The sequence below is a fragment of the Oryzobacter telluris genome (genome assembly GCF_043099285.1).
Classification (GTDB): Bacteria; Actinomycetota; Actinomycetes; order Actinomycetales; family Dermatophilaceae; genus Oryzobacter; species Oryzobacter telluris.
Window position 1 is genome coordinate 3,573,366 of sequence record NZ_CP170723.1, and the last position, 23,786, is coordinate 3,597,151.

The 23,786-nt window shown below is 73.6% G+C and carries 23 protein-coding genes and 1 tRNA gene; 13 read left to right on the plus strand and 11 right to left on the minus strand.

Features of this window, described 5'->3' with window-relative positions; translation table 11 throughout:
* The first annotated feature begins 42 nt into the window (after positions 1-42).
* The gene (locus ACFLFB_RS16680) at positions 43-720 is read left to right on the plus strand and encodes a Crp/Fnr family transcriptional regulator (protein WP_392543288.1); all 678 of its coding nucleotides are present in this window, start codon (positions 43-45) and stop codon (positions 718-720) included.
* Here ACFLFB_RS16680 and ACFLFB_RS16685 read toward each other — a convergent pair.
* A complete protein-coding gene (locus tag ACFLFB_RS16685) occupies positions 701-1,537 on the minus strand; it encodes an MBL fold metallo-hydrolase (RefSeq protein WP_392543289.1) in 837 nt (278 codons plus the stop codon). The two genes, ACFLFB_RS16680 and ACFLFB_RS16685, sit on opposite strands and share 20 nt — an antisense overlap.
* Positions 1,538-1,753: 216 nt before the next feature.
* On the opposite strand from ACFLFB_RS16685, the gene ACFLFB_RS16690 reads away from it, so the two are divergent.
* Complete coding sequence (locus tag ACFLFB_RS16690) at positions 1,754-3,574, plus strand: diguanylate cyclase (protein WP_392543290.1); 1,821 nt, start codon at positions 1,754-1,756, stop codon at positions 3,572-3,574.
* Positions 3,575-3,605: 31 nt separating this feature from the next.
* On the opposite strand, the gene ACFLFB_RS16695 is transcribed toward ACFLFB_RS16690, so the two are convergent.
* The 4 genes from ACFLFB_RS16695 to ACFLFB_RS16710 all read right to left on the minus strand — a co-directional run bounded on the left by ACFLFB_RS16695 (position 3,606) and on the right by ACFLFB_RS16710 (position 6,414).
* Complete coding sequence (locus ACFLFB_RS16695; protein ID WP_392543291.1) at positions 3,606-4,751, minus strand: hypothetical protein; 1,146 nt, start codon at positions 4,749-4,751, stop codon at positions 3,606-3,608.
* A gap of 314 nt (positions 4,752-5,065) precedes the next feature.
* Positions 5,066-5,773 carry an NUDIX domain-containing protein gene (locus tag ACFLFB_RS16700; RefSeq protein WP_392543292.1) on the minus strand — a complete coding sequence of 236 codons (708 nt, stop codon included), beginning with the start codon at positions 5,771-5,773 and terminating at the stop codon, positions 5,066-5,068.
* Positions 5,774-5,783: 10 nt separating this feature from the next.
* The gene (locus tag ACFLFB_RS16705) at positions 5,784-6,257 is read right to left on the minus strand and encodes a RidA family protein (RefSeq protein ID WP_392543293.1); all 474 of its coding nucleotides are present in this window, start codon (positions 6,255-6,257) and stop codon (positions 5,784-5,786) included.
* Between the two features lie 4 nt (positions 6,258-6,261).
* Positions 6,262-6,414 carry a DUF4177 domain-containing protein gene (locus tag ACFLFB_RS16710; protein ID WP_392543294.1) on the minus strand — a complete coding sequence of 51 codons (153 nt, stop codon included), beginning with the start codon at positions 6,412-6,414 and terminating at the stop codon, positions 6,262-6,264.
* Between the two features lie 55 nt (positions 6,415-6,469).
* Here ACFLFB_RS16710 and ACFLFB_RS16715 point away from each other — a divergent pair, with 55 nt between their 5' ends.
* The 3 genes from ACFLFB_RS16715 to ACFLFB_RS16725 are packed head-to-tail and all read left to right on the plus strand — an operon-like array spanning position 6,470 to position 9,479.
* Positions 6,470-7,240: an alpha/beta hydrolase family protein gene (locus ACFLFB_RS16715; protein WP_392543295.1), complete on the plus strand. Its 771-nt coding sequence runs from the start codon at positions 6,470-6,472 to the stop codon at positions 7,238-7,240.
* 32 nt (positions 7,241-7,272) lie between these two features.
* On the plus strand, positions 7,273-8,286 hold the full coding sequence (locus ACFLFB_RS16720; RefSeq protein ID WP_392543296.1) for an ArsA-related P-loop ATPase: 1,014 nt from the start codon (positions 7,273-7,275) through the stop codon (positions 8,284-8,286).
* Positions 8,286-9,479: an ArsA family ATPase gene (locus tag ACFLFB_RS16725; RefSeq protein ID WP_392543297.1), complete on the plus strand. Its 1,194-nt coding sequence runs from the start codon at positions 8,286-8,288 to the stop codon at positions 9,477-9,479. The genes ACFLFB_RS16720 and ACFLFB_RS16725 overlap by 1 nt, the downstream gene beginning before the upstream one ends.
* Before the next feature lie 194 nt (positions 9,480-9,673).
* Here ACFLFB_RS16725 and ACFLFB_RS16730 read toward each other — a convergent pair whose 3' ends face one another.
* Positions 9,674-9,994, minus strand: a complete 321-nt coding sequence (locus ACFLFB_RS16730; RefSeq protein ID WP_392543298.1) for a WhiB family transcriptional regulator — start codon at positions 9,992-9,994, stop codon at positions 9,674-9,676.
* Between the two features lie 295 nt (positions 9,995-10,289).
* Here ACFLFB_RS16730 and ACFLFB_RS16735 point away from each other — a divergent pair, with 295 nt between their 5' ends.
* The gene (locus ACFLFB_RS16735; protein ID WP_392543299.1) at positions 10,290-12,683 is read left to right on the plus strand and encodes a transglycosylase domain-containing protein; all 2,394 of its coding nucleotides are present in this window, start codon (positions 10,290-10,292) and stop codon (positions 12,681-12,683) included.
* Positions 12,684-12,762: 79 nt separating this feature from the next.
* On the opposite strand, the gene ACFLFB_RS16740 is transcribed toward ACFLFB_RS16735, so the two are convergent.
* Positions 12,763-13,227, minus strand: a complete 465-nt coding sequence (locus tag ACFLFB_RS16740) for a GatB/YqeY domain-containing protein (RefSeq protein WP_392543300.1) — start codon at positions 13,225-13,227, stop codon at positions 12,763-12,765.
* A gap of 159 nt (positions 13,228-13,386) precedes the next feature.
* On the opposite strand from ACFLFB_RS16740, the gene ACFLFB_RS16745 reads away from it, so the two are divergent.
* The 3 genes from ACFLFB_RS16745 to ACFLFB_RS16755 all read left to right on the plus strand — a co-directional run bounded on the left by ACFLFB_RS16745 (position 13,387) and on the right by ACFLFB_RS16755 (position 15,577).
* Positions 13,387-14,355, plus strand: a complete 969-nt coding sequence (locus ACFLFB_RS16745) for a metallophosphoesterase (protein WP_392543301.1) — start codon at positions 13,387-13,389, stop codon at positions 14,353-14,355.
* 131 nt (positions 14,356-14,486) lie between these two features.
* Positions 14,487-14,560, plus strand: a tRNA-Pro gene (locus tag ACFLFB_RS16750).
* A gap of 84 nt (positions 14,561-14,644) precedes the next feature.
* A complete protein-coding gene (locus ACFLFB_RS16755; protein WP_392543302.1) occupies positions 14,645-15,577 on the plus strand; it encodes a TIGR03619 family F420-dependent LLM class oxidoreductase in 933 nt (310 codons plus the stop codon).
* 27 nt (positions 15,578-15,604) lie between these two features.
* Here ACFLFB_RS16755 and ACFLFB_RS16760 read toward each other — a convergent pair whose 3' ends face one another.
* A complete protein-coding gene (locus ACFLFB_RS16760; protein WP_392543303.1) occupies positions 15,605-16,039 on the minus strand; it encodes a pyridoxamine 5'-phosphate oxidase family protein in 435 nt (144 codons plus the stop codon).
* Between the two features lie 148 nt (positions 16,040-16,187).
* Here ACFLFB_RS16760 and ACFLFB_RS16765 point away from each other — a divergent pair, with 148 nt between their 5' ends.
* Positions 16,188-17,735: an AMP-binding protein gene (locus ACFLFB_RS16765; RefSeq protein ID WP_392543304.1), complete on the plus strand. Its 1,548-nt coding sequence runs from the start codon at positions 16,188-16,190 to the stop codon at positions 17,733-17,735.
* Between the two features lie 131 nt (positions 17,736-17,866).
* Positions 17,867-18,859: an LLM class flavin-dependent oxidoreductase gene (locus ACFLFB_RS16770; RefSeq protein WP_392543305.1), complete on the plus strand. Its 993-nt coding sequence runs from the start codon at positions 17,867-17,869 to the stop codon at positions 18,857-18,859.
* Positions 18,860-18,965: 106 nt separating this feature from the next.
* On the opposite strand, the gene ACFLFB_RS16775 is transcribed toward ACFLFB_RS16770, so the two are convergent.
* The gene (locus ACFLFB_RS16775; RefSeq protein ID WP_392543306.1) at positions 18,966-20,534 is read right to left on the minus strand and encodes a long-chain fatty acid--CoA ligase; all 1,569 of its coding nucleotides are present in this window, start codon (positions 20,532-20,534) and stop codon (positions 18,966-18,968) included.
* 17 nt (positions 20,535-20,551) lie between these two features.
* Positions 20,552-21,340 (minus strand): SDR family NAD(P)-dependent oxidoreductase, encoded by a 789-nt coding sequence (locus tag ACFLFB_RS16780; RefSeq protein WP_392543307.1) that lies wholly within the window; start codon positions 21,338-21,340, stop codon positions 20,552-20,554.
* A gap of 198 nt (positions 21,341-21,538) precedes the next feature.
* Here ACFLFB_RS16780 and ACFLFB_RS16785 point away from each other — a divergent pair, with 198 nt between their 5' ends.
* On the plus strand, positions 21,539-22,171 hold the full coding sequence (locus ACFLFB_RS16785) for a TetR/AcrR family transcriptional regulator (protein WP_392543308.1): 633 nt from the start codon (positions 21,539-21,541) through the stop codon (positions 22,169-22,171).
* A 129-nt stretch (positions 22,172-22,300) separates the two neighbouring features.
* Here ACFLFB_RS16785 and ACFLFB_RS16790 read toward each other — a convergent pair whose 3' ends face one another.
* A complete protein-coding gene (locus ACFLFB_RS16790) occupies positions 22,301-22,942 on the minus strand; it encodes a helix-turn-helix transcriptional regulator (RefSeq protein ID WP_392543309.1) in 642 nt (213 codons plus the stop codon).
* Between the two features lie 546 nt (positions 22,943-23,488).
* Here ACFLFB_RS16790 and ACFLFB_RS16795 point away from each other — a divergent pair.
* Positions 23,489-23,776: a hypothetical protein gene (locus ACFLFB_RS16795; protein ID WP_392543310.1), complete on the plus strand. Its 288-nt coding sequence runs from the start codon at positions 23,489-23,491 to the stop codon at positions 23,774-23,776.
* Positions 23,777-23,786 lie beyond the last annotated feature (10 nt).

Genomic DNA, 23,786 nt, shown 5'->3' on the forward strand with positions numbered 1-23,786 from the left:
GCGCGGCCTCGCCCGGTTCCGCTCTCTGGCACACTGTGCCCCGTGGATCACGACGTCGTGCGCAGAGCCCCTCTCTTCGCCACCATTGACGACCAGACCGCGGAGTCGCTCATCGCGACGATGAGCCCGCAGCGGCTCGAGCGCGGCGACATCCTCTTCCACGAGGGCGACCAGGGCGACCGGCTCTACGTCATCGGCGAGGGCAAGATCAAGCTCGGCCGCACGAGCACCGACGGGCGCGAGAACCTCCTCGCGATCCTCGGCCCCGGCGAGATGTTCGGTGAGCTCTCCCTCTTCGACCCCGGGCCGCGCACCGCCACGGCCACCGCGGTCGCCGAGACCCAGGTCGTCTCGATGGGCCACGAGCAGCTCAAGGACTTCCTCTCGCAGCGCCCCGGTGTCGCCACCACGCTGCTCGCCGCGCTGGCCCGCCGGCTGCGCCGCACCAACGAGTCGCTGGCCGACCTCGTCTTCACCGACGTCCCCGGCCGGGTCGCCAAGGCGCTGCTCGACCTCGCGGGTCGCTTCGGCCGCCCGGTGGAGGACGGGGTGCTCGTCTCGCACGACCTCACCCAGGAGGAGCTCGCCCAGCTGGTCGGCGCCTCCCGCGAGACCGTGAACAAGGCGCTGGCCGACTTCGCGTCGCGGGGCTGGCTGCGCCTGGAGGCGCGGGCCGTCCTGCTGCTCGACGTCGAGCGCCTCAAGCGCCGGGCCCGCTGACCCCCGTCACGCCGAGGTAGTCGAGCTGGGCGCGGATCGACATCCGCGCGGCCGGCCACACCGACTCCGGCACCTCGGCGTACACCCGCCGCAGCACGCCCTCGACCGGGTCGTCCTCGGACGCCGCGCCGTCGGCGAGGGCGTCGCGCACCTGGTCGAGCCGCTCGGCGCGGTGGACGCGGTAGAAGGCGACCATCGCCGCGGCATCAGGGACGACGGGTCCGTGGCCCGGGAGGATGGTCGTCACCTCGCCGTCGCCGGTGAGGGCGCGCAGCCGCTCGAGGGAGTCGAGGTAGGCCGCGAGCTCGCCGTCGGGGTGGGCGACCACGGTGGTCCCTCGCCCGAGGACGGTGTCGCCGGTGAGGAGGGCGTGGTCGCCGGGAAGGGCGAAGGACAGCGAGTCGGACGTGTGGCCGGGGGTCGCGACGACGCGCAGCTCGAGCCCGCCGGTGGTGACGACCGAGCCGTCGTGGAGGTCATCGTGGCCGTTGCCGACCGCCCGCACGGGCGCGCCGGTCAGCACGGCGAAGCGGTCGGCCGACTCGGCGTGGTCGTGGTGGCCGTGGGTGAGGATCGTCAGGCCGACGCGCGCCCCGCGTGACGCCACGTGCTCGAGGACGGCGGCCAGGTGCCCCTCGTCGAGCGGACCGGGGTCGACGACGACGGCCTCGGTGGCCCCGGGCTCGAGGAGGACCCACGTGTTGGTGCCGTCGAGCGTCATCGGGCCCGGGTTGGGGGCGAGGACGCAGTGGGCCCGCGCGGTGACGGCCCCTCCCGCCCAGGCGGCGGTGGTCGACGGCGGCGGGACGGCGCTCACCCGCCCCACCCTGCCATCGCCGTCACGTCCTCGACAGGATCCGTCGCCGAGCCGCCCGGTCCCCAGCTGCGGTGAGTGCGGAAACGGCGGTCGGGGCGACCAGTTCCGCACTCGTCGCGGGTCGTCCGTTCGGCCGAAAAGACAACGTTGTCGTGCGTGCGGAAGCGATTCCGCGGCACACGGCGTCGACCCCCTCCATACTCGGTCCAGGCAGGGGTGCCCACGCTGACCCGACTCCGGGAGGTCGAGATGCTCCGCCGCACCGTCACCTTCGCCGTGCTGTCCGTCGTCGCGATCGCCCTGGGGCGCTCCACGGCCCAGCCCGAGACCGGCCTGGCCCTCATGTGGCCGGCCGCGGGCGTCGGTGCCCTGTGGGCCCTGCGCGCCCGCTCCGACCGCGAGGTCGCCCTCGCCGTGGCCCTCATGGGGATCTTCGCCGCCGTGGGCAACGGCGTCACCGGCTTCCCCGTCCCCGCCGCCCTCGTCCTCGGCATGTCCACCGCCGTGGCCTGCTACTCCATCCGGCGCATCATGGGCCCGGTCGACGACACGGCGGTCGCGCTGCACCGCCTCTCCCACTTCTACCGCCTGCTCGCCGCGGGCGGTGTCGGCACCGCGCTCAGCGCCGCGATCGGCATGGTCGGCATCGACATCGCCGGCGTGTCGCCCTCCTGGAGTGCCGGCGCCGGCTGGTGGCTGCGGAACATGACCGCCATCGTCGTCATCGCCGCGCCCGCCCTCACCCTCGGCGCGCGCCGCCAGCGGCTGACCCGGCCGATCCTGGCGGAGGCGGCCCTCGTCTACGGCCTCACCGTCGTCACGCTGTACGCCGTCTTCGCCCCCGGCCACACCCTTCCCCTCGCCTTCGTCCCGCTCGCCTTCATCGTCTGGGCGGCCCTGCGCCTCCCGCTCCCGCTGGCCGCGGTCGAGGGTGGCCTGATCGCCGTCGGGGCGCTCGTCATGCTGCGCACCACGGGCGGGGGCCCGATCGGCGCCATCGACGACCCCCTGGTCCGCGCCCTCGTCCTCCAGGGCTTCATGATGCTCGCCGCGACCCTCGCGCTCGTCCTCGCCACCGTGCACGCCGAGCTCGACGAGGTCATGGACGGCCTCACCGAGGCCGGCCGGCGGGCCGAGGAGGCCGCCGCCGGCCTGCGCACCCTCATCGCCGACGCCCCGTACGGCATGGTCGTCGTCGACCCGGACGGCCGCATCCTCGAGGCCAACAACGCCATGGCGGCGATGTTCGAGTGCACCGTGGCGGACATCATCGGCTCCGGCGCGAGGTCGTTCTCGACCCGGCCGCCCGAGGAGGTCCGCGAGTACCTCCACCGCGCCGTCGAGGCGGGCGGGGAGGCGGTGACGACCGACTGGGCCACCCACAGCCTCGCGGGTCGCCCGCTGCACCTCGCCGTGAGCAGCCGGCTGCTGACCGCCCACTCCGGCCACGGCCAGATCCTCGTCAACGCCGTCGACGTGTCCGAGCGCCGCCGCTCCGAGGAGCGCCTGTCCCACCTCGCCTCGCACGACGCCCTGTCCGGCCTGCCCAACCGCCGCCGGTTCGAGGAGGTCCTCGCCCGGCACCGCGACCTGTGTGCAACCCACGGCCAGCGCGGCGCCCTCCTGCTCGTCGACCTCGACCACTTCAAGGAGGTCAACGACACCCAGGGGCACGCGGTCGGCGACGACCTCATCCGCTCGGTGGCCGACGTGCTGCGGGTCTCGCTGCGGTCCAGCGACACGGTCGCCCGCCTGGGTGGCGACGAGTTCGCCGTCCTGCTCCCCGATGCCGACACCGCCTCCGCGGACCTCGTCGCCGCGACCCTCGTCCGGGCCGTCAAGGAGCACTGCGCCGCGCTCGACGGCGCCCAGCAGCAGGTCACGGCCAGCGTCGGGGGCGTCACCTTCGAGGAGGCGGCACGGCGCGGCGGGGACGTCATGGGCCTGGCCGACGGGCGGATGTACGAGGCGAAGGCCTCCGGGCGCGACGGCTATGCGGTGATGGCCCGCCGGAAGTCCACCGCCGACGTGGCCTGACGCAGGTCGTCGCCGGCGGGGACGCGGCGGGTCAGCGCCCGCGGGTGCGGGAGAGGTCCTGCATCAGCTGGGCGCGACCGCGCAGCGTGACGTCGAGGGTGTCGTAGAGCGCGACCACCGAGCGCACGAGCCACACGACGAGCGCGTCGTGCTGGTCGGGCGACAGGGCGAGCAGGTCGACCGGAGGGTGGTGGACGGCGATCCGGTTCACCCGGCGCGCGCCCCCGCCCTCGAAGGCGAGCTCGAGGCCGGCGGAGCGTGACCACTCCTCCTGCTTGGGGCGGACGAGGTCGAACAGCGAGGTGCTGCGAGCGCGGTCTCCGGTGTCGAGGCGCGCCTCGACCCGGATGCGGCCGTCGTCGACCTGCGCCAGCCCCCACGAGCCGAAGGCCCCGGCGGCGAAGTCGAGCCAGCTCCGGTCGGTGTTGCGGGCCGGGATGCGCACGCTCGGCCTGCTCGTGCCGACGGCGAGCAGGACCTCGCGGAACAGGTCCTGGCGGGCCCGGTTCTCCGGGGTCTCGCCCACGCCCCAATCGCGCCAGCGGTGCGAGGCGGGGTCGTCGGCCCAGTCGGCCGGCCGGGCGATGACCTCGACGAAGGGCACGTGCGGACCGGTGTCCGCGGCCAGCGCGACGTCGACCTCGACGCCGAAGAAGCGGATCGGCTGGTCGCCGCGGTCGTTGAGCCAGTCGAAGGCGTGACGGATGTCGTCGCCCAGGTGGCGCGACACCCACACGACGGCCGCGGCGTTCAGCCCGGCGGCCGCCGCGAGGCAGTCGCCCAACCGGGCGAGGTCGGTGCCCTCGAGCTGGTTCGTGATGACGATGACGCGCCCGTCGACGTCGCGCGCGGCGATGTCGTAGCGGAAGCCGTCGGCGGTGACGTCGGTCTCGGCGACGGTCAGGTGCACGCCCATGGCGTCGCCGAGCACGTCGAGGTGGCCGACGAGCCACGGGGTGAAGTCGGAGGCGGCGGAGGGCCAGGCCTCGTCGAGGTCGCCCCTGCGCCGGGGCCGGTCCACCGGGTGGGGCGGCGGCGCCGGGGGCTCGGGCAGCGCGGGCGCGAGCCGCAGCGCGGGCCGGCCGCCGGTGGTCTGGACGTCGTCCGTCGAGGGGACGGGGGCGGGGGTGCTGCCCGATCCGGGCGCACCCACTGCAGCGAGATGTGTGCCGTTCACCGCTCTGGCCTTTCCTGGGACCGGCTGGTCGTCGCTGACGGTGGTGCCTGTGGCGAAGCCGCCACCCACACCGCCCCCAGCAGGTTGGACGGGGCGCCGGAGCGTCCGTCCTCGGTGTCGTCACGCCGGTGCAGGGTCCCTGACCAGCGAGAACACCGACTGTGGCACCACCAGGCGCAACAGGACTCGTGCTAGCACCAACGGTCGGCCGTTCGGTGGGCGCAACGGACCGAACACCTGAGCGCGTCGCGCGCCCCGGCGTCGAGCGCGCCCCACCAGCCCCATCCGCCCCGTGGCCGCGGGCACCGCGAACCTCAGGGCAGGGCGGTCCGCAGGACGAGGGTGCCGTCGTCGCGACGCACCAGCTCGGGCAGGACCCGGGCGATGCGCGGCCGGTCGGCGAGGAAGCCGGCTGCGTCCTCGAAGGCTCCCAGCTGCTGGAGGGAGACGACGGTGGGCGGCAGCATCCGCACCTCGCCGGCGGCGTGCCGGGCGAGGAGGTCGGCGGCGCGGACCCACCCGCTGCGGTCGGACTCGGTGGAGGTCTCCCGCGCCTCCTGGCCGGCCGGCATCGCGGCGGCGAGGATCCACGTGTCGTAGCGGCGCGGCTCGAACGCCGGGGTCACCCAGTGCGCGCGACCCCGCAGGTCGGCCACCGTGAGCCGCACCCCGCTCTCCTCCTCGACCTCGCGGACCGCGGCAGCGGCGAACGGCGCCGCGGCCCCGGGCGTCACGCCCATCGCCTCGGCCAGCGCGGCGAGCCCGGGCGTCGTGGGGTCGAGACCGTGGTCGGCCGGGTCGACCCCACCCCCGGGGAAGACGACGGTGGAGGGGGCGAACGCCATCGACGGCACCCGGCGCTGCACGTAGACCTCGGGGCCGTCCGCGCCGTCGCGCACGAGCATCACCGTGGCGGCGGTGCGCAGCGGCCCGTCGACCCGGTCGGGGTCGGCCAGCCACGCCTCGGCGCGCTCGGCGAGCCCGGGGTCGCGCGAGACCGGGTGCTCGACGACCGGGGTCACGGGCGCGCCGTCAGTCGCGGACGTGGACGATGACCTCGACCTCGACGGGCGCCCCGAGGGGCAGCGCCGCGACGCCCACGGCCGAGCGTGCGTGCACCCCGGCCTCGCCGAAGGCCGAGCGGAACAGCTCGGAGGCGCCGTTGACGACCCCCGGCTGCCCGGTGAACGAGGGGTCGGAGGCGACGAACCCGACCACCTTGACCACCCGCTCCACCGCGTCGAGGTCACCGACGACCGACTTGATGGCCGCGATCGCGTTGAGCGCGCACACCTGCGCCAGCTCCTTGGCCCGTGCCGGGCTCACCTGCCCGGGGCCGTCACCGACGTGTCCGCTCTCGAGCAGCACGCCGTCGACCACCGGGACCTGCCCGGACACGTAGACGCGCGAGCCGTCGAGGACGGCCGGCACGTACGCGGCCACCGGCGGCACGACGTCGGGGACGGTGAGGCCGAGCGCGGCCAGACGGTCCTCCACGGCACCCACCGGGTCAGCCCTTCGGGCGCTTGAGATAGGCGACGAGGTTACCCTCGGGCATGGTGAGGACCTGGACGAGCTCCCAGCCGTCGGCCCCCCACTGGTCGAGGATCTGCTTGGTCGCGTGCACGATCAGCGGCACGGTTGCGTACTCCCACGTCGTCATGACCGGCAGCCTACTGCCGGTCCCGGAGGCCCGGCCCACGGCTACCGTGGCCACGGTGAGCGACGACCAGACCGACATCCTGTCCCGCACCGCCCGTCCCCCGGACCGCACCGAGGTGACCGGCCCCGCGCAGACCGATGTCTACGACGTCTGGGAGCCCACACCCGAGCGGGCGCGCGGCATCACCGTCGCCCTCGTGCACGGCGGCTTCTGGCGCGAGGAGTACGACCGCACCCACCTCGCCCCGCTCGCCGAGGCCCTGGCCCGCGACGGCTTCCACGTCGCCAGCCTCGAGTACCCGCGCATCGGCATGCCGGGAGGCGGCTGGCCCGGCACCGGCGCCGCCGTGCTCGCCCGGATGGAGTCGGTCCACGCCGACACCGACCTCCCCGACCGCGTGGTCGTCGTCGGCCACTCCGCCGGCGGCCAGCTGGCGCTGTGGCTCGCCTCCTCGAACCGGCTCCCCTGGCTCACCGGCGCCGTCGCCCTCGGCCCGTGCGCCGACCTGCGCGAGGTGGACCGCCTCGGCCTGAGCAACGACGTCGTCCGCGACCTGCTCGGCGGCACCCCGGAGGAGCAGCCGCGGAACTGGGCCGATGCCGACCCCGGCCAGCAGCACCTCACGACCCCGGCGGCCGTGGTCACCGGCGAGTTCGACGACATCGTCCCGGCTCCCGTGGCGCAGGCCTACGCGGCGTCCCGCGACCCGGGCGAGCCGTTCACCTCCGCGGTGGCCAGGCGGGCCGACCACTTCGACCTCATCGACCCCGCCTCGAACGCCTACCTCCTGCTCCTCGCCGAGGTCGAGGAGCTCACCCTGCGCTGAGCGGCCCCACGGGTCCGATCTACGCTGGCCGCGTGGCCAACCCCCCGCTCCCCCGCGTCCTGGACGGCGTGCGCCTGCACGTCGTCACGGGCAAGGGCGGCGTCGGCAAGACGACCGTGGCCGCCGCCCTCGCCCTCGCGCTGTCCCGGCAGGGGAAGAAGGTGCTCCTCGTCGAGGTCGAGGGGCGCCAGGGCATCAGCCAGACCTTCGACGTCCCCCCGCTCGGCGCCGAGGAGGTCCGCCTCGTCGCCCACGCCGACGGCGGCGAGCTGTGGGGCCTGTCGGTCGAGGCCAAGCCCGCGCTCCTGGAGTACCTCCAGACGTTCTACAAGCTCGGCCGCGCCGGCGGGGCGCTCGAGCGGATGGGCGTCGTCGACTTCGCGACGACCGTCGCCCCCGGCGTCCGCGACGTCCTGCTCACCGGCAAGGTCTACGAGGCCGTGGGCCGTACGACCGGGCCGAAGCGGGGGCAGGGCCGCAAGGTCTGGGACGCGGTCGTCCTCGACGCCCCGCCCACCGGCCGGATCACCCGCTTCCTCGCGGTCAACGTCCAGGTCGCCGACCTCGCACGGGTCGGGCCCATCCACAGCCAGGCCGAGTCGATCACCCGGATGCTGCGCGACCGCCAGAGCGTGGTCCACGTCGTCACCCTCCTCGAGGAGATGCCCGTGCAGGAGACCGCCGACGCCGTGGCCGAGCTGACCGCCGAGGGCTTCGGCCTCGGCGCCGTCGTCGTCAACCAGGTCCGCGAACCCGTGGTCGACGACGCCCTCCTCGACCCCGCGACGACGGATTCCGCAGCCGTCGAGGGTCGGGTGCGCGACGACCTCGCCGCCGCCGGGGTCCGCGCCAGCGGCCGGACCGTCACCGGACTCCTCACCCAGGCCCGTGACCACGCCGAGCGGGTGGCCCTCGAGCACTCCCTCGAGGACGACGTCACCGCGCTCGGGCTGGCCGTGGTCACGCTCCCGGCGCTCGCGACGGGCATCGAGGACGGCGGCATCGCGGTCCTCGCCGATGAGCTCGCCGCGCAGGGCGTGCGCTGATGGCGCGCGCCGCGGCCCCCGCTCCCACCCCGCTCGACGTCGACGCCCTGCTCGCCGACCCGGGCACCGGCATCATCGTGTGCTGCGGATCCGGTGGTGTCGGGAAGACGACGACCGCGGCCGCCCTGGGGGTCCGCGCGGCCGAGTCCGGGCGCCGCGTCGTCGTGCTCACCATCGACCCCGCGCGCCGTCTGGCCCAGAGCCTGGGCCTCACCGAGCTCGACAACGTGCCCCGGCCGGTCGAGGGTGTGGGCCGCGACGGTGGCTCGCTCGACGCGATGATGCTCGACATGAAGCGGACCTTCGACGAGGTCGTCGAGTCGCACTCCACCCCCGAGAAGGCCGCCCAGATCCTCGCCAACCCCTTCTACCAGGCCGTCTCCAGCTCGTTCGCGGGCACCCAGGAGTACATGGCGATGGAGAAGCTGGGCCAGCTGCGCGCCGAGGCCGAGCGCGAGGGCACGTGGGACCTCGTCATCGTCGACACCCCGCCCTCCCGCTCGGCGCTGGACTTCCTCGACGCCCCCAAGCGGCTCGGCTCCTTCCTCGACGGCCGCTTCATCCGGCTGCTCACCGCGCCGGCGCGGGCCGGCGGGCGCGCCTACCTCAAGGTGTTCAGCGTGGGCGCCACGGTCACGGCGGCGGCCCTGAACAAGGTGCTCGGCGGCCAGCTGCTCTCCGACGTCCAGACCTTCGTCGCCGCGCTCGACACGATGTTCGGCGGGTTCCGCGAGCGCGCCGACGTCACCTACGCCCTCCTCAAGGAGGACGCCACCGCCTTCGTCGTCGTCGCCGCCCCCGAGCGCGACGCGCTGCGCGAGGCCGCGTACTTCGTCGACCGGCTCGGCAGCGAGGGGATGCCGCTCGCCGGCGTCGTCGTCAACCGGATGCAGCGCCTGGCCGCGCCGGCGCTGTCCGGCAGCCGGGCCTCGGCCGCCGCCGAGCAGCTCGAGGACGCCGACGACGACGCGCCCGCCGGGGCCGCCGGGGCCGCCGCGATGGCGGGGCTCACCCCCGCCCTGCTGCGGCTGCACGCCGACCTCGCCGACGTCGCCACCCGCCACCAGGGCCACGTGGCCCGCTTCGTGGCCGGGCACCCGGGGGTGCCCATGGCCACGGTCCCGGCGAGCGCCACGGACATCCACGACCTCGACGGGCTGCGCCGCGTCGGGGCCGCGCTCGCGGCCGACTGAGCCCGGCGCCGCACCCGCCAGCCGGCCACCCCGGGAGCAGGCGGATCACACGGAGAAGGGCCCGGACCGTCTGGTGACGGTCCGGGCCCTTCTCGAGGTGGTTCCCCGGAGGGACCGACCGGCCAAGCGTGGCTGCAGGGGGTTGCCACGCGTGGCTGCAGGGGGTGGTCGGCCCCTCCGGGAGTCTGGGGGGTCTAGGCGATGGCGCCCTGGGTGACGCCGACCTTGGCCTGGGTGAGGAGCTCGGTCCAGGAGCGGACGTCCGGGCGGCGGCGCAGGAGGGCGCGGCGCTCACGCTCGGTCATGCCACCCCACACACCGAACTCGGTGCGGTTGTCGAGGGCGTCGGCCAGGCACTCGGCGACGACCGGGCAGCCCTTGCAGACGGCCTTCGCGGCGCGCTGGGCCTTGCCCTGGACGAAGAGTGCGTCGGGGTCAGTGCCGGCGCAACGACCGAACGGCGCCCAGTCGGTGATCCACTGGTCCGTGGCTGCTGCTGCGGGAGCGATGCTCATGTCCACCTCTTTCCGGGGCCCCTGCGGGTGTTGACTGCCTCCTGCCCCGAAGGGCGGGCGACCTGCTGAAACGGTACGGATTCCGCAACCTCCGGGGGTATCGGTCGAACCGACCTCCGCCGCTGGCCGAACGGTTGAGCCCCCAGCCGAACGGTTGACCCTTCCACCACCGGCTCGCCACGGGTCGGGGGACGTCGGAGCTGCGGAATCCACGCCCCTGCGCGTCGTGAGACCCCGCCACAGGGCCCTGCACGGCGGCCGGGCACCGTCAGGTTCGCGGGTTACCCTGATCGGCATGGACGGACGCGCCCACAATGTCTCCGCCGTGCTCAGGCTGCTCCTCGGCTTCGTCGTGCTCAGCACGGTGGCCGGCCTGCTCATGGCCGGGCTCGCCATCCCCGCGATCGGGGCCACCGGCCAGGCGGCCAAGGGTGGTGTCAACTTCTTCAACGACCTGCCGAGCGACTTCACCGTCTCCCCGCTGGCCCAGCAGAGCCGCATCCTCGACGCCGACGGCAAGCTCATCGCCAACCCGTACGACGAGAACCGCATCATCGTCCCGCTGAAGAAGATCAGCAAGACGATGCAGAACGCGCAGATCGCCATCGAGGACTCGCGCTTCTACGAGCACGGCGGCCTCGACGTCCGCGGTTTCAGCCGGGCGATGCTCTCCAACCTCCAGGGCGGCGACGTGCAGGGCGCGTCCACGCTGACCCAGCAGTACGTGAAGATCACCCTCCAGGAGAACGCGCTGCGCAAGGGCGACAAGGAGGCCGCGGCCGCCGCGGTCCAGAAGTCGTACTCGCGCAAGCTGCAGGAGCTGAAGTACGCGCTCAACGTCGAGGAGAACTTCACCAAGGACCAGATCCTCGAGGGCTACCTCAACCTCGTCTACTACGGCGACCAGGCCTACGGGGTCGAGGCCGCCGCGCTGAACTACTTCGGCGTCAGCGCCAGCAAGCTCACCCTCGCGCAGGCCGCGCTCATGGCCGGGGTCGTGCAGCAGCCCACCGCGTACAACCCGGTGATCAACCCCAAGGCCGCGCAGACCCGCCGCAACATCGTCCTCGACCGGATGCAGGCGCTCGGCCTGGCCTCGGCCAAGGACGTCGCCGCCGCGAAGAAGCTCGACGTCAAGAAGATGATCCACAAGAAGCCGGCCAAGGGCGTGTGCCACCGCTCCACCCAGCCGTACTTCTGCACCTACGTCCTGGAGTGGCTCCAGAAGTCGCCGCAGATGGCCGTGCTGGGCAAGACCCCCGCCGACCGCATCAAGGCGATCAACCAGGGCGGCCTCACCATCCGCACCACCCTGAAGCCCGCGATGCAGAAGGCCGCCCAGCGCGAGATCACCAAGGCCGTCCCGGTCAACAACAAGCAGAACCTCGGGGCGGGCGCGACCATCATCGAGCCCGGCACCGGCAAGGTCCTGGCCATGGCCCAGGCCACCGACTTCGGCAGGTACCAGACCAACGTCAACGTCGACCAGGTGTACGGCGGCGGCCCGCTGGGCTACCAGTTCGGCTCCACGGCCAAGACCTTCGGCGTGGTGGCGGCGCTCGAGAAGGGCATGCCCCTCGAGGGCACCATCAAGGTGCCGTTCGCCACCGGCAAGAAGGGCTACGAGTTCAAGCAGGAGTCGCTCTTCAAGTCCAAGTGCGGCGCCAGCCGGCCGTTCTGGTCGGTCAAGAACGACTACCCCAGCGGCGGCAAGATGATGACCCTCGGCGAGGGCATCAGCAAGTCGATCAACACCTGGGCGGCGCAGCTCGTCATCGACGTCGGCCCCTGCGACGTGCGCGACGTCATGACGAAGATGGGCCTGCACAAGGGCGACGGGAAGCCGATCGACCCGCACGCCTCCGACATCACCCTCGGCTCGGGCACCACGAACATGATGAGCCTGGCCAACGCGTACGCCACGCTCGCGGCCAGCGGCAAGTACTGCGAGCCGAACCCGGTCACCTCGATCACGACCTCCGACAAGAAGGAGGTCAAGGTCCCGGGCCCGCAGTGCAAGCAGGTCATCTCCCAGGACGTCGCCGACGGCGTCACCTACCTGCTCAAGGGCACCCTCGACTCCGGTACCGCGAAGGGCGTCTGGAGCAACGCCATCCGCCCGGCCGCCGGCAAGACCGGAACCACCGAGGGACACAACCAGGGCTGGTTCGTCGGCTACACCAAGCAGCTGGCCACCGCGGTGTGGCTGGGCAACCTGCGGCCGGCGAGCAAGAACGGGAAGATGTACTCGCTCAACGGCAAGTGCTTCGGTGAGTACGGCTGCATCAGCCAGGTCTTCGGTGGCACCGTGTCGGCGCCGGTGTGGGCCAAGATCATGCGGGCGGCGTCCGAGGGCCTGCCGGTCAAGGACTTCCCGGCCCCGTCGGCCGCCATCCGGGCCGGGTCGCTCGACGGCCTGCCCAACGTCATCGGCCGCAGCGCCTCCAAGGCCGCGTCGCTGCTCGCCGAGGCCGGCTTCAAGAGCCACGTCGAGGGCAAGATCAACAGCTCGCTGCCCGCCGGCACCGTGGCGGCGACGACCCCCGCCGGGTCGGCGCTCAAGGGCTCCGACGTCGGGCTGCTGATCTCCACGGGGGTGGCGTACTACCAGCCCGACCCGCAGCCGCAACAGCAGCAACCGACGCCTCCCGGCAAGCAGGAGAAACCGCCGAAACCAGGAAAACCGTGACGCACGAGGGCCCGGGGCACACGCCCCGGGCCCTCGTCACGTCGTGCGCGTCGCCGGCGCTCAGCCGCCTCGACGACCCTCAGCCGCCGGAGAGCACCTGCTTGACGATGGCGGCCACGCGGCCCCCGTCGGCGCGGCCGGCGACCTCGCCCTGGGCGGCCTTCATCACCAGGCCCATCTGCGCCATCCCGGTGGCGCCGCTGGTGGCGATGGCCCGCTCGACGATGGCGCGCAGGTCGTCATCGCCCAGCTGCGCGGGCAGGTAGCCCTCGAGGACGGCGAGCTCGGCGTCCTCGGTGTCGGCGAGCTCGGGGCGCCGGGCGTCGCGGAAGGCCGTGGCGGCCTCCTTGCGCTTCTTGGCCTCCTTGGCGACGACCTTGAGGACCTCGTCGTCGTCGAGCTCACGCGCCTCGTCACCGGCCACCTCGGCGTTGGTGATGGAGGTGAGGACCATGCGCAGCGTGCCGGAGCGCAGCTTGTCCTTGGCCCGCATCGCGTCGTGGAGGTCGTGCTGGAGGCGCGCCTTGAGGCTCGTGTCGGTCATGCCCCCAGTCTCCCACCCGTGGTCCACCGCGTTTCCCGGCTCCTCCTCGCGGCGAGTGCTCAGGTGGTCGCCGGGGCAGCCGGCTCAGCACACGCGACGGATGGGGCGGGGGTGGGTCGCGATTGGGTCGATGACCTCCGGCTTTGTGATGATGGACGGATGGACCCCGTCATCCGCACCGCCCTGCGCACCGCCGCGGGCGTCGTCGGCGCCGGGGTCGCGGGGGTCGCGTACGCCTCCCTCGTCGAGCGCACCTGGTTCACCCTGCGCCGCTTCGCCGTGCCGGTGCTGCCCCCCGGCTCGGCCCCGGTGCGCGTCCTCCAGGTCTCCGACCTGCACCTCACGCCCGGCCAGGCGAAGAAGATCGCCTGGGTCCGCGAGCTCGCCGCGCTCGAGCCCGACTTCGTCGTCAACTCCGGCGACAACCTCGCCCACGTCGACGCCGTCCCGCCGCTGCTGCGCGCCATGGAGCCCCTGATGGAGCGCCCCGGCGCCTTCGTCCTCGGGTCGAACGACTACTTCGGACCGGTCCCGAAGAACCCCGGGCGCTACCTCACCCGCTCGCACGCCGAGGTCAAGCACCACCGCATCGAGCTGCCCGTCCGGGACCTCGTCGACGGCCTGCGCGCCGGCGGCTGGCACGACCTCGACAACGCCCGCACCACCGTGACGATGGGCGACCACCGCGTCGAGCTCGTCGGCGTCAACGACCCGCACGTGCAGTTCGACCGCTACGACGAGGTCGCCGGGCCCGCGGCGACCGACGTCGCCCTGACGATGGGCCTGGTCCACGCCCCGTACCAGCGCGTCCTCGACGCCATGGTCGCCGACGGCGCCGGGCTCGTCCTCGCCGGCCACACGCACGGCGGGCAGCTCGCGGTCCCGCTGTGGGGCGCGCTGGTCACCAACTGCGACCTCGACACCCGCCGCGCCAAGGGCGTCTCGCGCTGGTGGCCCGGTGCCGGCCGCGCGGGTCGCGACGGTGGGGCGGCACGGTCCTCGCAGGCCCCGGACGGCGCCGCGTACCTCCACGTCTCGGCCGGGCTCGGCACCTCCCCGTACGCGCCCGTGCGGTTCGCCTGCCGCCCCGAGGCGACCCTCCTCACCCTCCTCGCCCGCGACGCCTGAGGCCTGCGCCGAGGCGCCCTGTGGGGCCGCTCCGGGCCGCCGGCGGCCGCGGGCCGAACCGATTTCGGGGCGCCGGGGGTGGTCGGCTATCCTCGGGTGTCGCTGCGGCCCCAGGCCTCGGTGACGAGCCACGGGGTGTGGCGCAGCTTGGTAGCGCGCGTCGTTCGGGACGACGAGGCCGCAGGTTCAAATCCTGTCACCCCGACTCGTGAGAGGGCCGGAGCACACCGACGGAGTCGGTTCGCTCCGGCCCTCTCCTCGTCGGGGCAGACCTGCCAGAGTGGCCGTCGTGACCGGAGACCTGCCGCTGCTGGGGTTCGGCCTGCCGGTGTCGGGCCGCTGGGCGTCGCGCGAGGGCATCGGCCACGTCGCCCGCCGTGCCGAGGACCTCGGCTACGCGGCGCTGTGGACCTTCCAGCGCCTCCTGCGCCCGGTCGGCGCCGACCTCTCCCCCGGCCACGCCAGCGTCCTCGACCCGGTCGTGGCGCTGGCCCTCGCGGCCGGCCACACCGACCGCATCGGTCTGGGCACCGCGACCGTCTGCGCCCCGTTCACGCACCCCGCCCAGCTCGCGAAGACGATGGCCTCCCTCGACGTCGTCTCGGGCGGCCGCCTCACGGTCGGCCTGGGCATCGGCTGGATGCGCGAGGAGTACGTCGCCGCCGGAATCCCGTTCGAGCGGCGCGGCGCCCGGATGGAGGAGTACCTCCACTGCCTCGAGGCGCTCTGGACGCAGGACCCGGTGGCGTTCGACGGCGAGTTCTACACCGTGCCGCGATCGCACGTGGCGCCGCGGCCGGTGCAGCAGCCGCACCCTCCGGTCCTCCTCGGCGGCACGGCCCCCGCGGCGCTGCGCCGGGCGGGCCGCCTCACCGGGGGGTGGATCGGCAGCAGCACGCACGACCACGCGCAGCTGGCCCGCGACGTCGAGACGGTGCGAGACGGCGCCCGCGAGGCCGGTTGGGACCCCGACGCCCTGCGCATCCTCGTGCGGGCCGTCCCCGAGCTCGTGGTCACCGACCCCGGTCCGTCGCGGCGCCCGTTCCACGGCACGCGCGAGCAGGTCCTCGACGACGTCGCCGCCCTCGGCGCGCAGGGCGCCACCGAGGTGTTCCTCGACCTCAACCTCTCGCCACGGGTCGGCGGGCCGGACGTCGACCCGGCGGCGGCCCTCGACCACGCCGACCACGTCCTCGACGCGTTCGCGCCGACGCAGCGCTGACCTAACAGCGCCCGGCCGAGAACCTGCTCAGTCCTCGGCGGGGTCCGTGGCCGCCCACCCGGTGAGCCCGACCACCCGCAGGACGACGACCTCCGCGAAGGGCTCGTCCGCGTACTGCGGGTACCGCCGTGCGAGCAGCCCCGACAGCCGCTCCGCGCTGCCGGCAGGAGGCTCGGCCTCGTACCGGAGCGTGGCGCGAACCCACCACAGCCGTGACCAGTCGTCACGGTCCCAGCACTCCACGAGCAGGGAGGCCCGGGGGTCGTGGTCGAGGTTGCGGGTGCGGCGCAGCCGGGTGGAGGCCTTGGGCTTGACCGTGTCGACGCCGAACCCGACGAGGTCGCCGTCGAGGGCGAAGGCGCACGGAACGGCGTCGACCCCGCGCTCGGGGTGCAGCGTCGACAGCACGCCGTGGTCGGCCGCGGCCAACCGGGCGCGGGCGTCCTCCGGGGTGAGCCTCATCCGCGCATCGTAGGGCGGCCACCGCACCCCGCGGTCGTCGCGCGGGAACGTTCGACGCCTTCCCCGCGGCCCGGCCCCGACCTACGATGAGCCGGTCCGCGACCCGCGTCGCGACCCGCCGTCACCGCCGACGCCCGAGGGAGGCCCGATGAACCCGGCCGTGTGGGTGGAGCGCCACGGGCGCCGCCACCGGGACCGGACGGCCCTGGCCGAGGGCGAGCGGGTCCACGCCACGTGGGGTGCCTGGGCGGCGCGCACGGCCTCCCTCGCCGGCGGGCTGCGCCGCGACCTCGGGCTCCAGCCGGGCGACCGCGTCGCCATCGTCATGCGCAACCGCCCCGAGTACCTCGAGGCCCTCTACGCCACGTGGCACGCCGGCCTCGTCGCCGTGCCGGTCAACGCCCGCCTCCACCGCGACGAGTTCGCCTACATCCTCGAGCACAGCGGCACGAGTGTCGCGGTCACCGACGAGGACCACGCGCAGGACGTCGAGTCCCTGCGCGGCCGCGTCGCGTCGCTGCGGGAGGTCGTCGTGGCGCCGGGCGAGCGGTGGGCGCGGCTCGCCTCGGCCCCCGCCGTCGCCCTCACCGACCTCGGCCCCCACGACCCGGCCTGGCTGTTCTACACGAGCGGCACGACGGGCCGACCCAAGGGCGCCACCCTCACCGCGAACAACCTGCTCATGGCCTCGCTCAGCTACTTCGCCGACATCGACCCCGTGAGCCCGCTCGACGCCATCCTCCACGCCGCCCCGCTGTCGCACGGGTCGGGCCTGTACGGCCTCCCCCACGTCGCCCGCGGCGCGACGAGCGTCCTGCCCGAGTCCGGTGGCGTCGACGGCGACGAGATCGCCGCGCTCCTCCAGCGGTGGCCCGGCACGTCGTTCTTCGCCGCGCCCACGATGGTCAAGCGGCTCGCCGCCGACCCCGCCGTCGCCGCCGTCGCGCCCGCCCACCTCAAGACCGTCATCTACGGCGGAGCGCCGATGTACCTCGCCGACCTCGAGGACGCCCTCGACGCCTTCGGTCCGCGCCTCGCCCAGATCTACGGGCAGGGCGAGACCCCGATGACGATCACCGCGCTCTCTGCCGCCGACCACGCCGACCGCGACCACCCGCGCTGGCGCGAGCGGGTGCAGAGCGTCGGCTTCCCCCGCACCGACGTCGAGGTGCGCGTCGTCGACGAAGACGACCGGCCCCTGCCGACCGGCGAGGTCGGGGAGGTCGTCGTGCGCGGTGGCGTCGTCATGGCCGGCTACTGGAACGAGCCCGACGCGACCGCCGAGACCCTGCGCGGTGGGTGGCTCCACACCGGCGACATGGGCAGCGTCGACGACGAGGGCTACCTCACCCTGCGCGACCGCTCGAAGGACCTCATCATCAGCGGCGGCATGAACATCTACCCCCGCGAGGTGGAGGAGGCGCTCCTCCACCACCCGGGCGTGCGCGCCGCGGCGGTGGTGGGCCGACCGGACCCGCAGTGGGGCGAGTCGGTGGTCGCGTTCGTCGTCGCCACGGACCCGTCCGCGGCCCCGCCGACCGACGAGCTCGACCGCACCTGCCTGGACCGCATCGCCCGCTACAAGCGGCCCAAGGACTACCGCGTCGTCGACGCCCTCCCGACGAACAACTACGGCAAGGTCCTCAAGCGCGAGCTGCGCGACCTCCTCGCCCGCGAGGACGCACCCGGCCGCTGACCTGCGCTCCGACCATTCCCAACGGGCCTGTCCTCGGGTTAGATTCGACCCGTCGGGCTGACTGAGGTGGTGCGGGCCGCCCGACGCCGGTTCACCTCTGTTGACAACGACGTCAGGAAGGCCCGTCCACCATGAAGCTCGCCCTCTACCTGCCCAACTTCCGCGACAAGGTCACGGTCAAGGAGCTCGAGGACCTCACGGCGCTCGCCGAGGAGCTCGACTTCGACTCCGTCTGGACCCTCGACCGCATCGTCGTCCCCGAGGCGTCGGACCGCGGAGAGCTCCAGTACTCCTTCGGGATGATCGAGGGGTTCCCCAAGCAGCTGCCGGTGTCGGCGCGCGGCGAGTGGCTCCAGGGGTGGCCGCTCATCCCGTGGCTCGCCGCGAAGACCTCGAAGGTCCGCATCGGCATGAGCATCATCGACACCCCGTACCGTTCGCCGGGCGTCCTGGCCGCCGAGCTCGCCACGGTCGACCACCTGTCCGGGGGGCGCCTCAACGTCGGCCTCGGGTCCGGGTGGATGCCGGAGGAGTTCGCCGCCGCGAGCGCCGCGCACATCTTCCCCAAGCGGCACACGCACGTGCGCGAGACCATCGAGATCATGCAGGGGATCTGGAGCAACGAGCTCTTCGAGTACCACGGCGAGTTCGCCGACTTCGACCTCTGCGGCTTCGGCGCCAAGCCGCTCCAGCAGCCGCGGCCGCCGATCTACTTCAGCGGGCTGCGCGACCCCAAGCGCTCGGCCAACCGCATCGCCAAGTACGACCTCGACGGCTGGATCGGCATCCAGGACACCCCCGAGGAGCTCGCCAGCTGGCGCGGCCCCATCCGCGAGGAGCTCGACAAGCTCGGCGCCGCCGACAAGCTCGACACCCTCGACATGTGCTCGATGTACTGGTTCGTCATCACCGACGGCGACAGCGACCAGACGCCGATGGGCAAGGGCAGCAACATCATGGTCGGCAGCAAGCAGCAGATCACCGACAACCTCAAGCGCCTCCAGGAGGCCGGGCTGAACATGCCGCTCATCTGGCCCCCCTTCCAGGACGTCCCGGTCGCGAAGACGCTGGCCGACCTGCGCGTGCTCAAGGAGGAGATCCTGCCGGCGGTCGAGGCCGGCTGAGGCCGACCCCACCCGGCACCCAGCCGCATCGACGACGGCCCGACCCCGCACCGGGGTCGGGCCGTCGTCGGTGTGTCCTCTGGAATCGCGGTCAGGGGCGGTGTCGTCAGGAGGATGCGGGCGGGTCGGCGAGGCCGGCGAGCGCACTCCTGATCTCGGCCTTGATCTCGTTCTTGAGGACCTTGCCCACCTTCGAGCGGGGGAGGTCGGGCCACACGTGCACGGCCTTGGGGGTCTTCACGCCCCCGATCCGCTCTCGCACGAACGCGATGACCTCGGCCGGGTCAATGGTGCGCCCCGGCATCGGCTGCACCACGGCCTCCACGCGCTCGCCCCACGTGTCGTCGGGCAGCCCGATGACCGCGCACTCCTGCACGTCCGGGTGCTGCATCAGGGCCTGCTCGACCTCGGCCGAGTACACGTTGAACCCGCCGGAGATGATCATGTCCTTGGCGCGGTCGACGATGAAGAGGAAACCGTCGTCGTCGAGGAAGCCGATGTCGCCGGTGTGGTGCCAGCCGAAGCGCGACGCCTCGGCCGTGGCCTCGGGGTTCTTGTAGTACCCGGGCATGACGAGCGAGGACCGCAGGACGATCTCGCCCCGCTCCCCGCGCGGCACCAGGCCACCCTCGGTGTCCATGATCGCGACGGTGACCAGCGGCGCCGGCCGCCCGGCCGACGACAGGCGCTCGACCGCCACCGACCCGTCGGCGCGGAAGTGGTCGGCGGGCGGCATCATCGAGACCATCATCGGCGCCTCGGTCTGCCCGAAGAGCTGGGCCATGACGGGCCCGATGCGGTGCAGCGCCTCCTCGAGCCGGGTCGTCGACATCGGCGCCGCGCCGTACCAGAAGCACTGCAACGAGGTCAGGTCCGTGGTGTCGAGGGCCGCGTGCCCGAGCACCATGTAGATGAGCGTGGGCGGCAGGAAGGTGTGCGTGACCCGGTGCCGCTCGACGAGCGAGAGGAAGCCGCCGACGTCCGGCGCGCGCATGATGACGACCTCGCCGCCCAGGCAGAGCACCGGGAAGCAGAGCACCCCGGCGGCGTGGGTGAGCGGGGCCAGGGCGAGGTAGACCGGCGGGCCGTCGAACGGGTAGCCCATGAGGGTCAGGGCCGTCATCGTCTCGAGGTTGGTGCCGGTGAGCATGACGCCCTTGGGGCGGCCGGTGGTGCCGCCGGTGCCGACGATCATCGCGAGGTCGTCGACGGCGGCGCGGTCGACGGGCTCGCCGTCCGCGCCCCGGGCGAGGAACTCCTCCCAGCCCAGGGCGCCGTCGACGTCACCGTCGAGGCAGACCCATGTGTGGATGCCCGGCAGGTCGGCCCGGATCCGCTCGACCAGCGGCGTGAACGAGTGCTGGAAGAGCAGCACGCGGCAGTCGAAGAGGTCGAGCAGCTCGCGGTTCTCGGCGGCCTCGTTGCGGGGGTTCACCGGGCACCACACGGCGCCGGCCCGGCTGATCCCGAACACCGAGCCGAACGCCACGGGGTCGTTCGCCGACAGGATCGCCACGCTGTCGCCGGGCTCGACCCCCGAGGCCACGAGGGCCGCGGCGACCCGGTGCGAGTGCGCCTGCACCTGCGCGTACGACAGCGAGACGCCCTCGGTCGTCAGGCACGGGGCGTCAGGGGCGAGCGAGGCGCCCTTGTCGAGGCAGTCGACGATCCGCATGGGTCAGCGGGTCCGGGTCACATGCCCATGCCACCGTCGACCGGGAGGCCGGCCCCGGTGATGAACTTGGCCGCGTCGGAGGAGAGGAAGACCACGGCGTCGGCCATGTCGTCGACCTGGCCCAGCCGGCCAGACGGGGTGAGCTCGATGACGGCGCCCACCGCGGCCTCGGGCGAGGGGAAGAGGCCGAGCTCGGCGACGTCGTTGGCCAGCCCCGCGCCCATCGCGGTCGGGACGAGGCCGGGGTAGATGCAGTTGACCCGCACGCCGTAGCCGAGCTTGCCCGACTCCATCGCGGCCACGCGGGTCAGCCGGTCGACGGCCGACTTGGTGGCCGAGTAGACGGCGATGCCGGGGAACGCGATGGTCGCGGCGACCGACGCGACGTTGGTGATGCTGCCGCCGTTGCCGGCCGCGCCGCCGGGGCGCATCGCGCGCAGCCCGTGCTTGAGGCCGAGGGTGGTGCCGAGGATGTTGACGTTGAGCATCTTCTGCACGTCGGAGGCCGAGACCTCGGTGATGAGGCTGGTGATCTCGATGCCGGCGTTGTTGACGAGGATGTCGAGGCCGCCGAGCCGCTCGACGGTCTCGGCCACGGCCGACTCCCAGCTCGCGTCGTCGGTGACGTCGAGGTGCACGTACCCGTGGCCCTCGCCCAGGCCGTCGGCGACCTGCTGACCGTCCTGGATGTCGGCGACCATGACCGTGGCCCCGGCCGCGGCCAGCGCCTGCGCCATGCCCTCCCCGAGGCCCTGGGCGCCCCCGGTGACGAGGGCCTTGCGCCCGGTGAGGTCGATCGAGGTCATGGCGGGCTCCTTTGCCAGCGGTGGCGGCACCGTTGCCGCCGGGAGGGACGCCGGCCGGCTGGGCGGTGGTGCCTGCGGCCGGCCGGCGTGGGGCCCAGCGTGGCGCGTCGCCTTGACACCTGTCAAGACTTTGCTTGACACTCGTCAAGCCCCCGGCCGCTCGCCAGGCCCGGAGGCTCGCGAGGAGGACGAGGCAGCGTGTCGCAGGCCGTGGAGCAGGAGCTGGACCGGTTCGCCCGGGCCCACGTCGACAAGTTCGAGGTGCGTCGCGGTGAGCTCGCCGACGCCGCCCTGGCGACCCTCGGCGAGCTCGGCGTCACCCGCACGAGCCTGCGCGAGATCGCCCGCAAGACCGAGTTCTCGCACGGCGTCCTGCACTACTACTTCCGCGACAAGGACGAGCTCATCACGTACTGCGTGCGCCGGTACAAGGAGCACTGCGTCACCCGGTACGACGAGATCGTCGCCGAGGCCACGAGCGCCGACCAGCTCGCCGCCCTCTTCGCCGACGCCCTCGTGGGCACCCTCCTCGAGGACACCTCGATGCACCGGCTCTGGTACGACATGCGCTCGCAGGCGATGTTCGTCAGCGGCCTCGGTGCCACGGTCACCGACCTCGACCGGCAGCTGGAGGCGATGGTGTGGCACGTGGTCTCGCGCTACGTCGAGCTGCGCGGCGCCCGGTGTGCCGTCGCCTCCCCCACCGCCTACGCCGTCTTCGACGGGCTCTTCGAGAACAGCCTCGTGCGGCACCTGTCCGGCGACACCGGCGCGGCCGAGCGGCTGCGCGGCGACGCTGCCTGGCTCATCGCCACCCTCGCCCGCGACTGACGCGAGCCGGGTCGAGGTGAAACCCGACCCTCTGCTGGTCGCATCTCACCTCGACCCGTGATGACGCGAGCCGGGTCGAGGTGAAACCCGACGCCCTGGTGGTCGCCTTTCACCTCGAACCGCGGTGGATCAGGCCGTGCCGAGGATGCGCGCCACGAGCGCGGCCCGCCCCGGGATGCCGGTCTTGGCGAACACCGCCTTGAGGTGGTCCTGCACGGTGTGCTCCGACAGCCCCATCCGGTGGGCGAGGTGGCGCGTGTCCTGACCGGTGAGGAGGAGGCCGGCCAGCTCGGTCTCGCGCGGGGTGAGCCCGGCGGACCGCGCGAGCAGGTCGACCCGCTCGCTCGGCGTGCTCGGCTCGAGGGTCACCCCGATCGATCCCTCCCCGAGGCGGTCGGCGCGCAGCGTCATCCACCGCCCGCCGCCGAGGTGGACCCGGCCGGTGGCCGGGTGGTCGTCGACCCCGGCCTCGCGCGCCAGCAGCTGGGCGGCGACGTTGAGCGCCGCGGCCGGCACGGGAGGCGTGTCGGGTCCCGGAGGCAGCAGCGCACGCAGGTGCGCGTCGGTGCGCGGGGTCTGCCCGAGGATGCGGAGCGCGTCGTCGAGCACGATGACCACCGGTCCGGCGTCGCCGTCCGCCGTGGCGGCAGCCGACGGCCCTCCCTCCGCGCCCGAGGTGAAGGTGCGGGCAACGGCGGCCCGGACGCCCCGGGCGAGCGCGGGGCGCCAGTCGCCCGAGGAGGTCGAGCTCGCCCGCGTCGAACGGCGCACGGTCGACCCCGACCCTCCAGAGGTCGAGGAACGACCAGCAGCCGTGCGCATCCGCGACGACCAGCGAGGCGATGTCGACGACCCCCTCCGCGCGCAGCGAGTCACGCCACCACCCGCTGCGTCCCACGTCACCGCCGGTCGACAGGTGAAGTCCCACAGCCGCTCCCGGCGCGAGCACCGTCCACCGGTGCAGCGGCTCGAGGTACTTGCCGCGGATGACGTCCGGCAGGGCCTCGAGCCGCGGCACCCGGGCGAACGGCGCCACCCCGACCGTGCTCGCCGGGTCGGTGACGACCCAGGCGTGCGCGTCGAACGGGACGACCCCGGCCACGACGTCGAGGACCGCGACCCGTAGGGCGAGCAGGTCGAGCCCCGCTCCACACGTCGTCGAGACCGCATCGACCACGCGGTCCCGGTCCGGCGCCATGGCAGGAGGCTACGGCCGCGGCTGCCCGCACGGCATCCCCCCGAAAGCCGGGATGTCGCCCGCCCCGGCCGCGTCCCTAGCGTGGCGACGTCCGCCACCGACCGACCCCAGGAGCGACCGTGCACACCCTCCACATCGAGCACCCCGTCACCGACTTCGCCACGTGGGAGCAGGCCTTCGCCCGGTTCGCCGCGCGCCGCCGCGCGGGCGGCGTCGTCGGCGAGCGGGTGAGCCGCCCCGACGGCGACGAGCACCACGTCGTCGTCGCGCTCGACTTCCCGTCGGCCGCCCAGGCGCACGCGTTCGAACAGTTCCTGCGCGACGTCGTCTGGTCGACCCCCTCGAACGCGCCGGCCCTGGCCGGCTCGCCCGTCACCCGCGTCCTCGAGGTCGTCGCCACCGGATGACGTCGGGGCG

What these genes read in the sequence shown, in the direction of transcription:
- ACFLFB_RS16710 (WP_392543294.1), bottom strand. Translation starts at nt 6,414, where the DNA reads ATGACGACGTGGGAGTACGCAACCGTGCCGCTGATCGTGCACGCGACC.
- ACFLFB_RS16725 (WP_392543297.1), top strand. Translation starts at nt 8,286, where the DNA reads ATGGCGCGCGCCGCGGCCCCCGCTCCCACCCCGCTCGACGTCGACGCC.
- ACFLFB_RS16730 (WP_392543298.1), bottom strand. Translation starts at nt 9,994, where the DNA reads ATGAGCATCGCTCCCGCAGCAGCAGCCACGGACCAGTGGATCACCGAC.
- ACFLFB_RS16735 (WP_392543299.1), top strand. Translation starts at nt 10,290, where the DNA reads ATGGACGGACGCGCCCACAATGTCTCCGCCGTGCTCAGGCTGCTCCTC.
- ACFLFB_RS16740 (WP_392543300.1), bottom strand. Translation starts at nt 13,227, where the DNA reads ATGACCGACACGAGCCTCAAGGCGCGCCTCCAGCACGACCTCCACGAC.
- ACFLFB_RS16745 (WP_392543301.1), top strand. Translation starts at nt 13,387, where the DNA reads ATGGACCCCGTCATCCGCACCGCCCTGCGCACCGCCGCGGGCGTCGTC.
- ACFLFB_RS16760 (WP_392543303.1), bottom strand. Translation starts at nt 16,039, where the DNA reads ATGAGGCTCACCCCGGAGGACGCCCGCGCCCGGTTGGCCGCGGCCGAC.
- ACFLFB_RS16765 (WP_392543304.1), top strand. Translation starts at nt 16,188, where the DNA reads ATGAACCCGGCCGTGTGGGTGGAGCGCCACGGGCGCCGCCACCGGGAC.
- ACFLFB_RS16770 (WP_392543305.1), top strand. Translation starts at nt 17,867, where the DNA reads ATGAAGCTCGCCCTCTACCTGCCCAACTTCCGCGACAAGGTCACGGTC.
- ACFLFB_RS16775 (WP_392543306.1), bottom strand. Translation starts at nt 20,534, where the DNA reads ATGCGGATCGTCGACTGCCTCGACAAGGGCGCCTCGCTCGCCCCTGAC.
- ACFLFB_RS16780 (WP_392543307.1), bottom strand. Translation starts at nt 21,340, where the DNA reads ATGACCTCGATCGACCTCACCGGGCGCAAGGCCCTCGTCACCGGGGGC.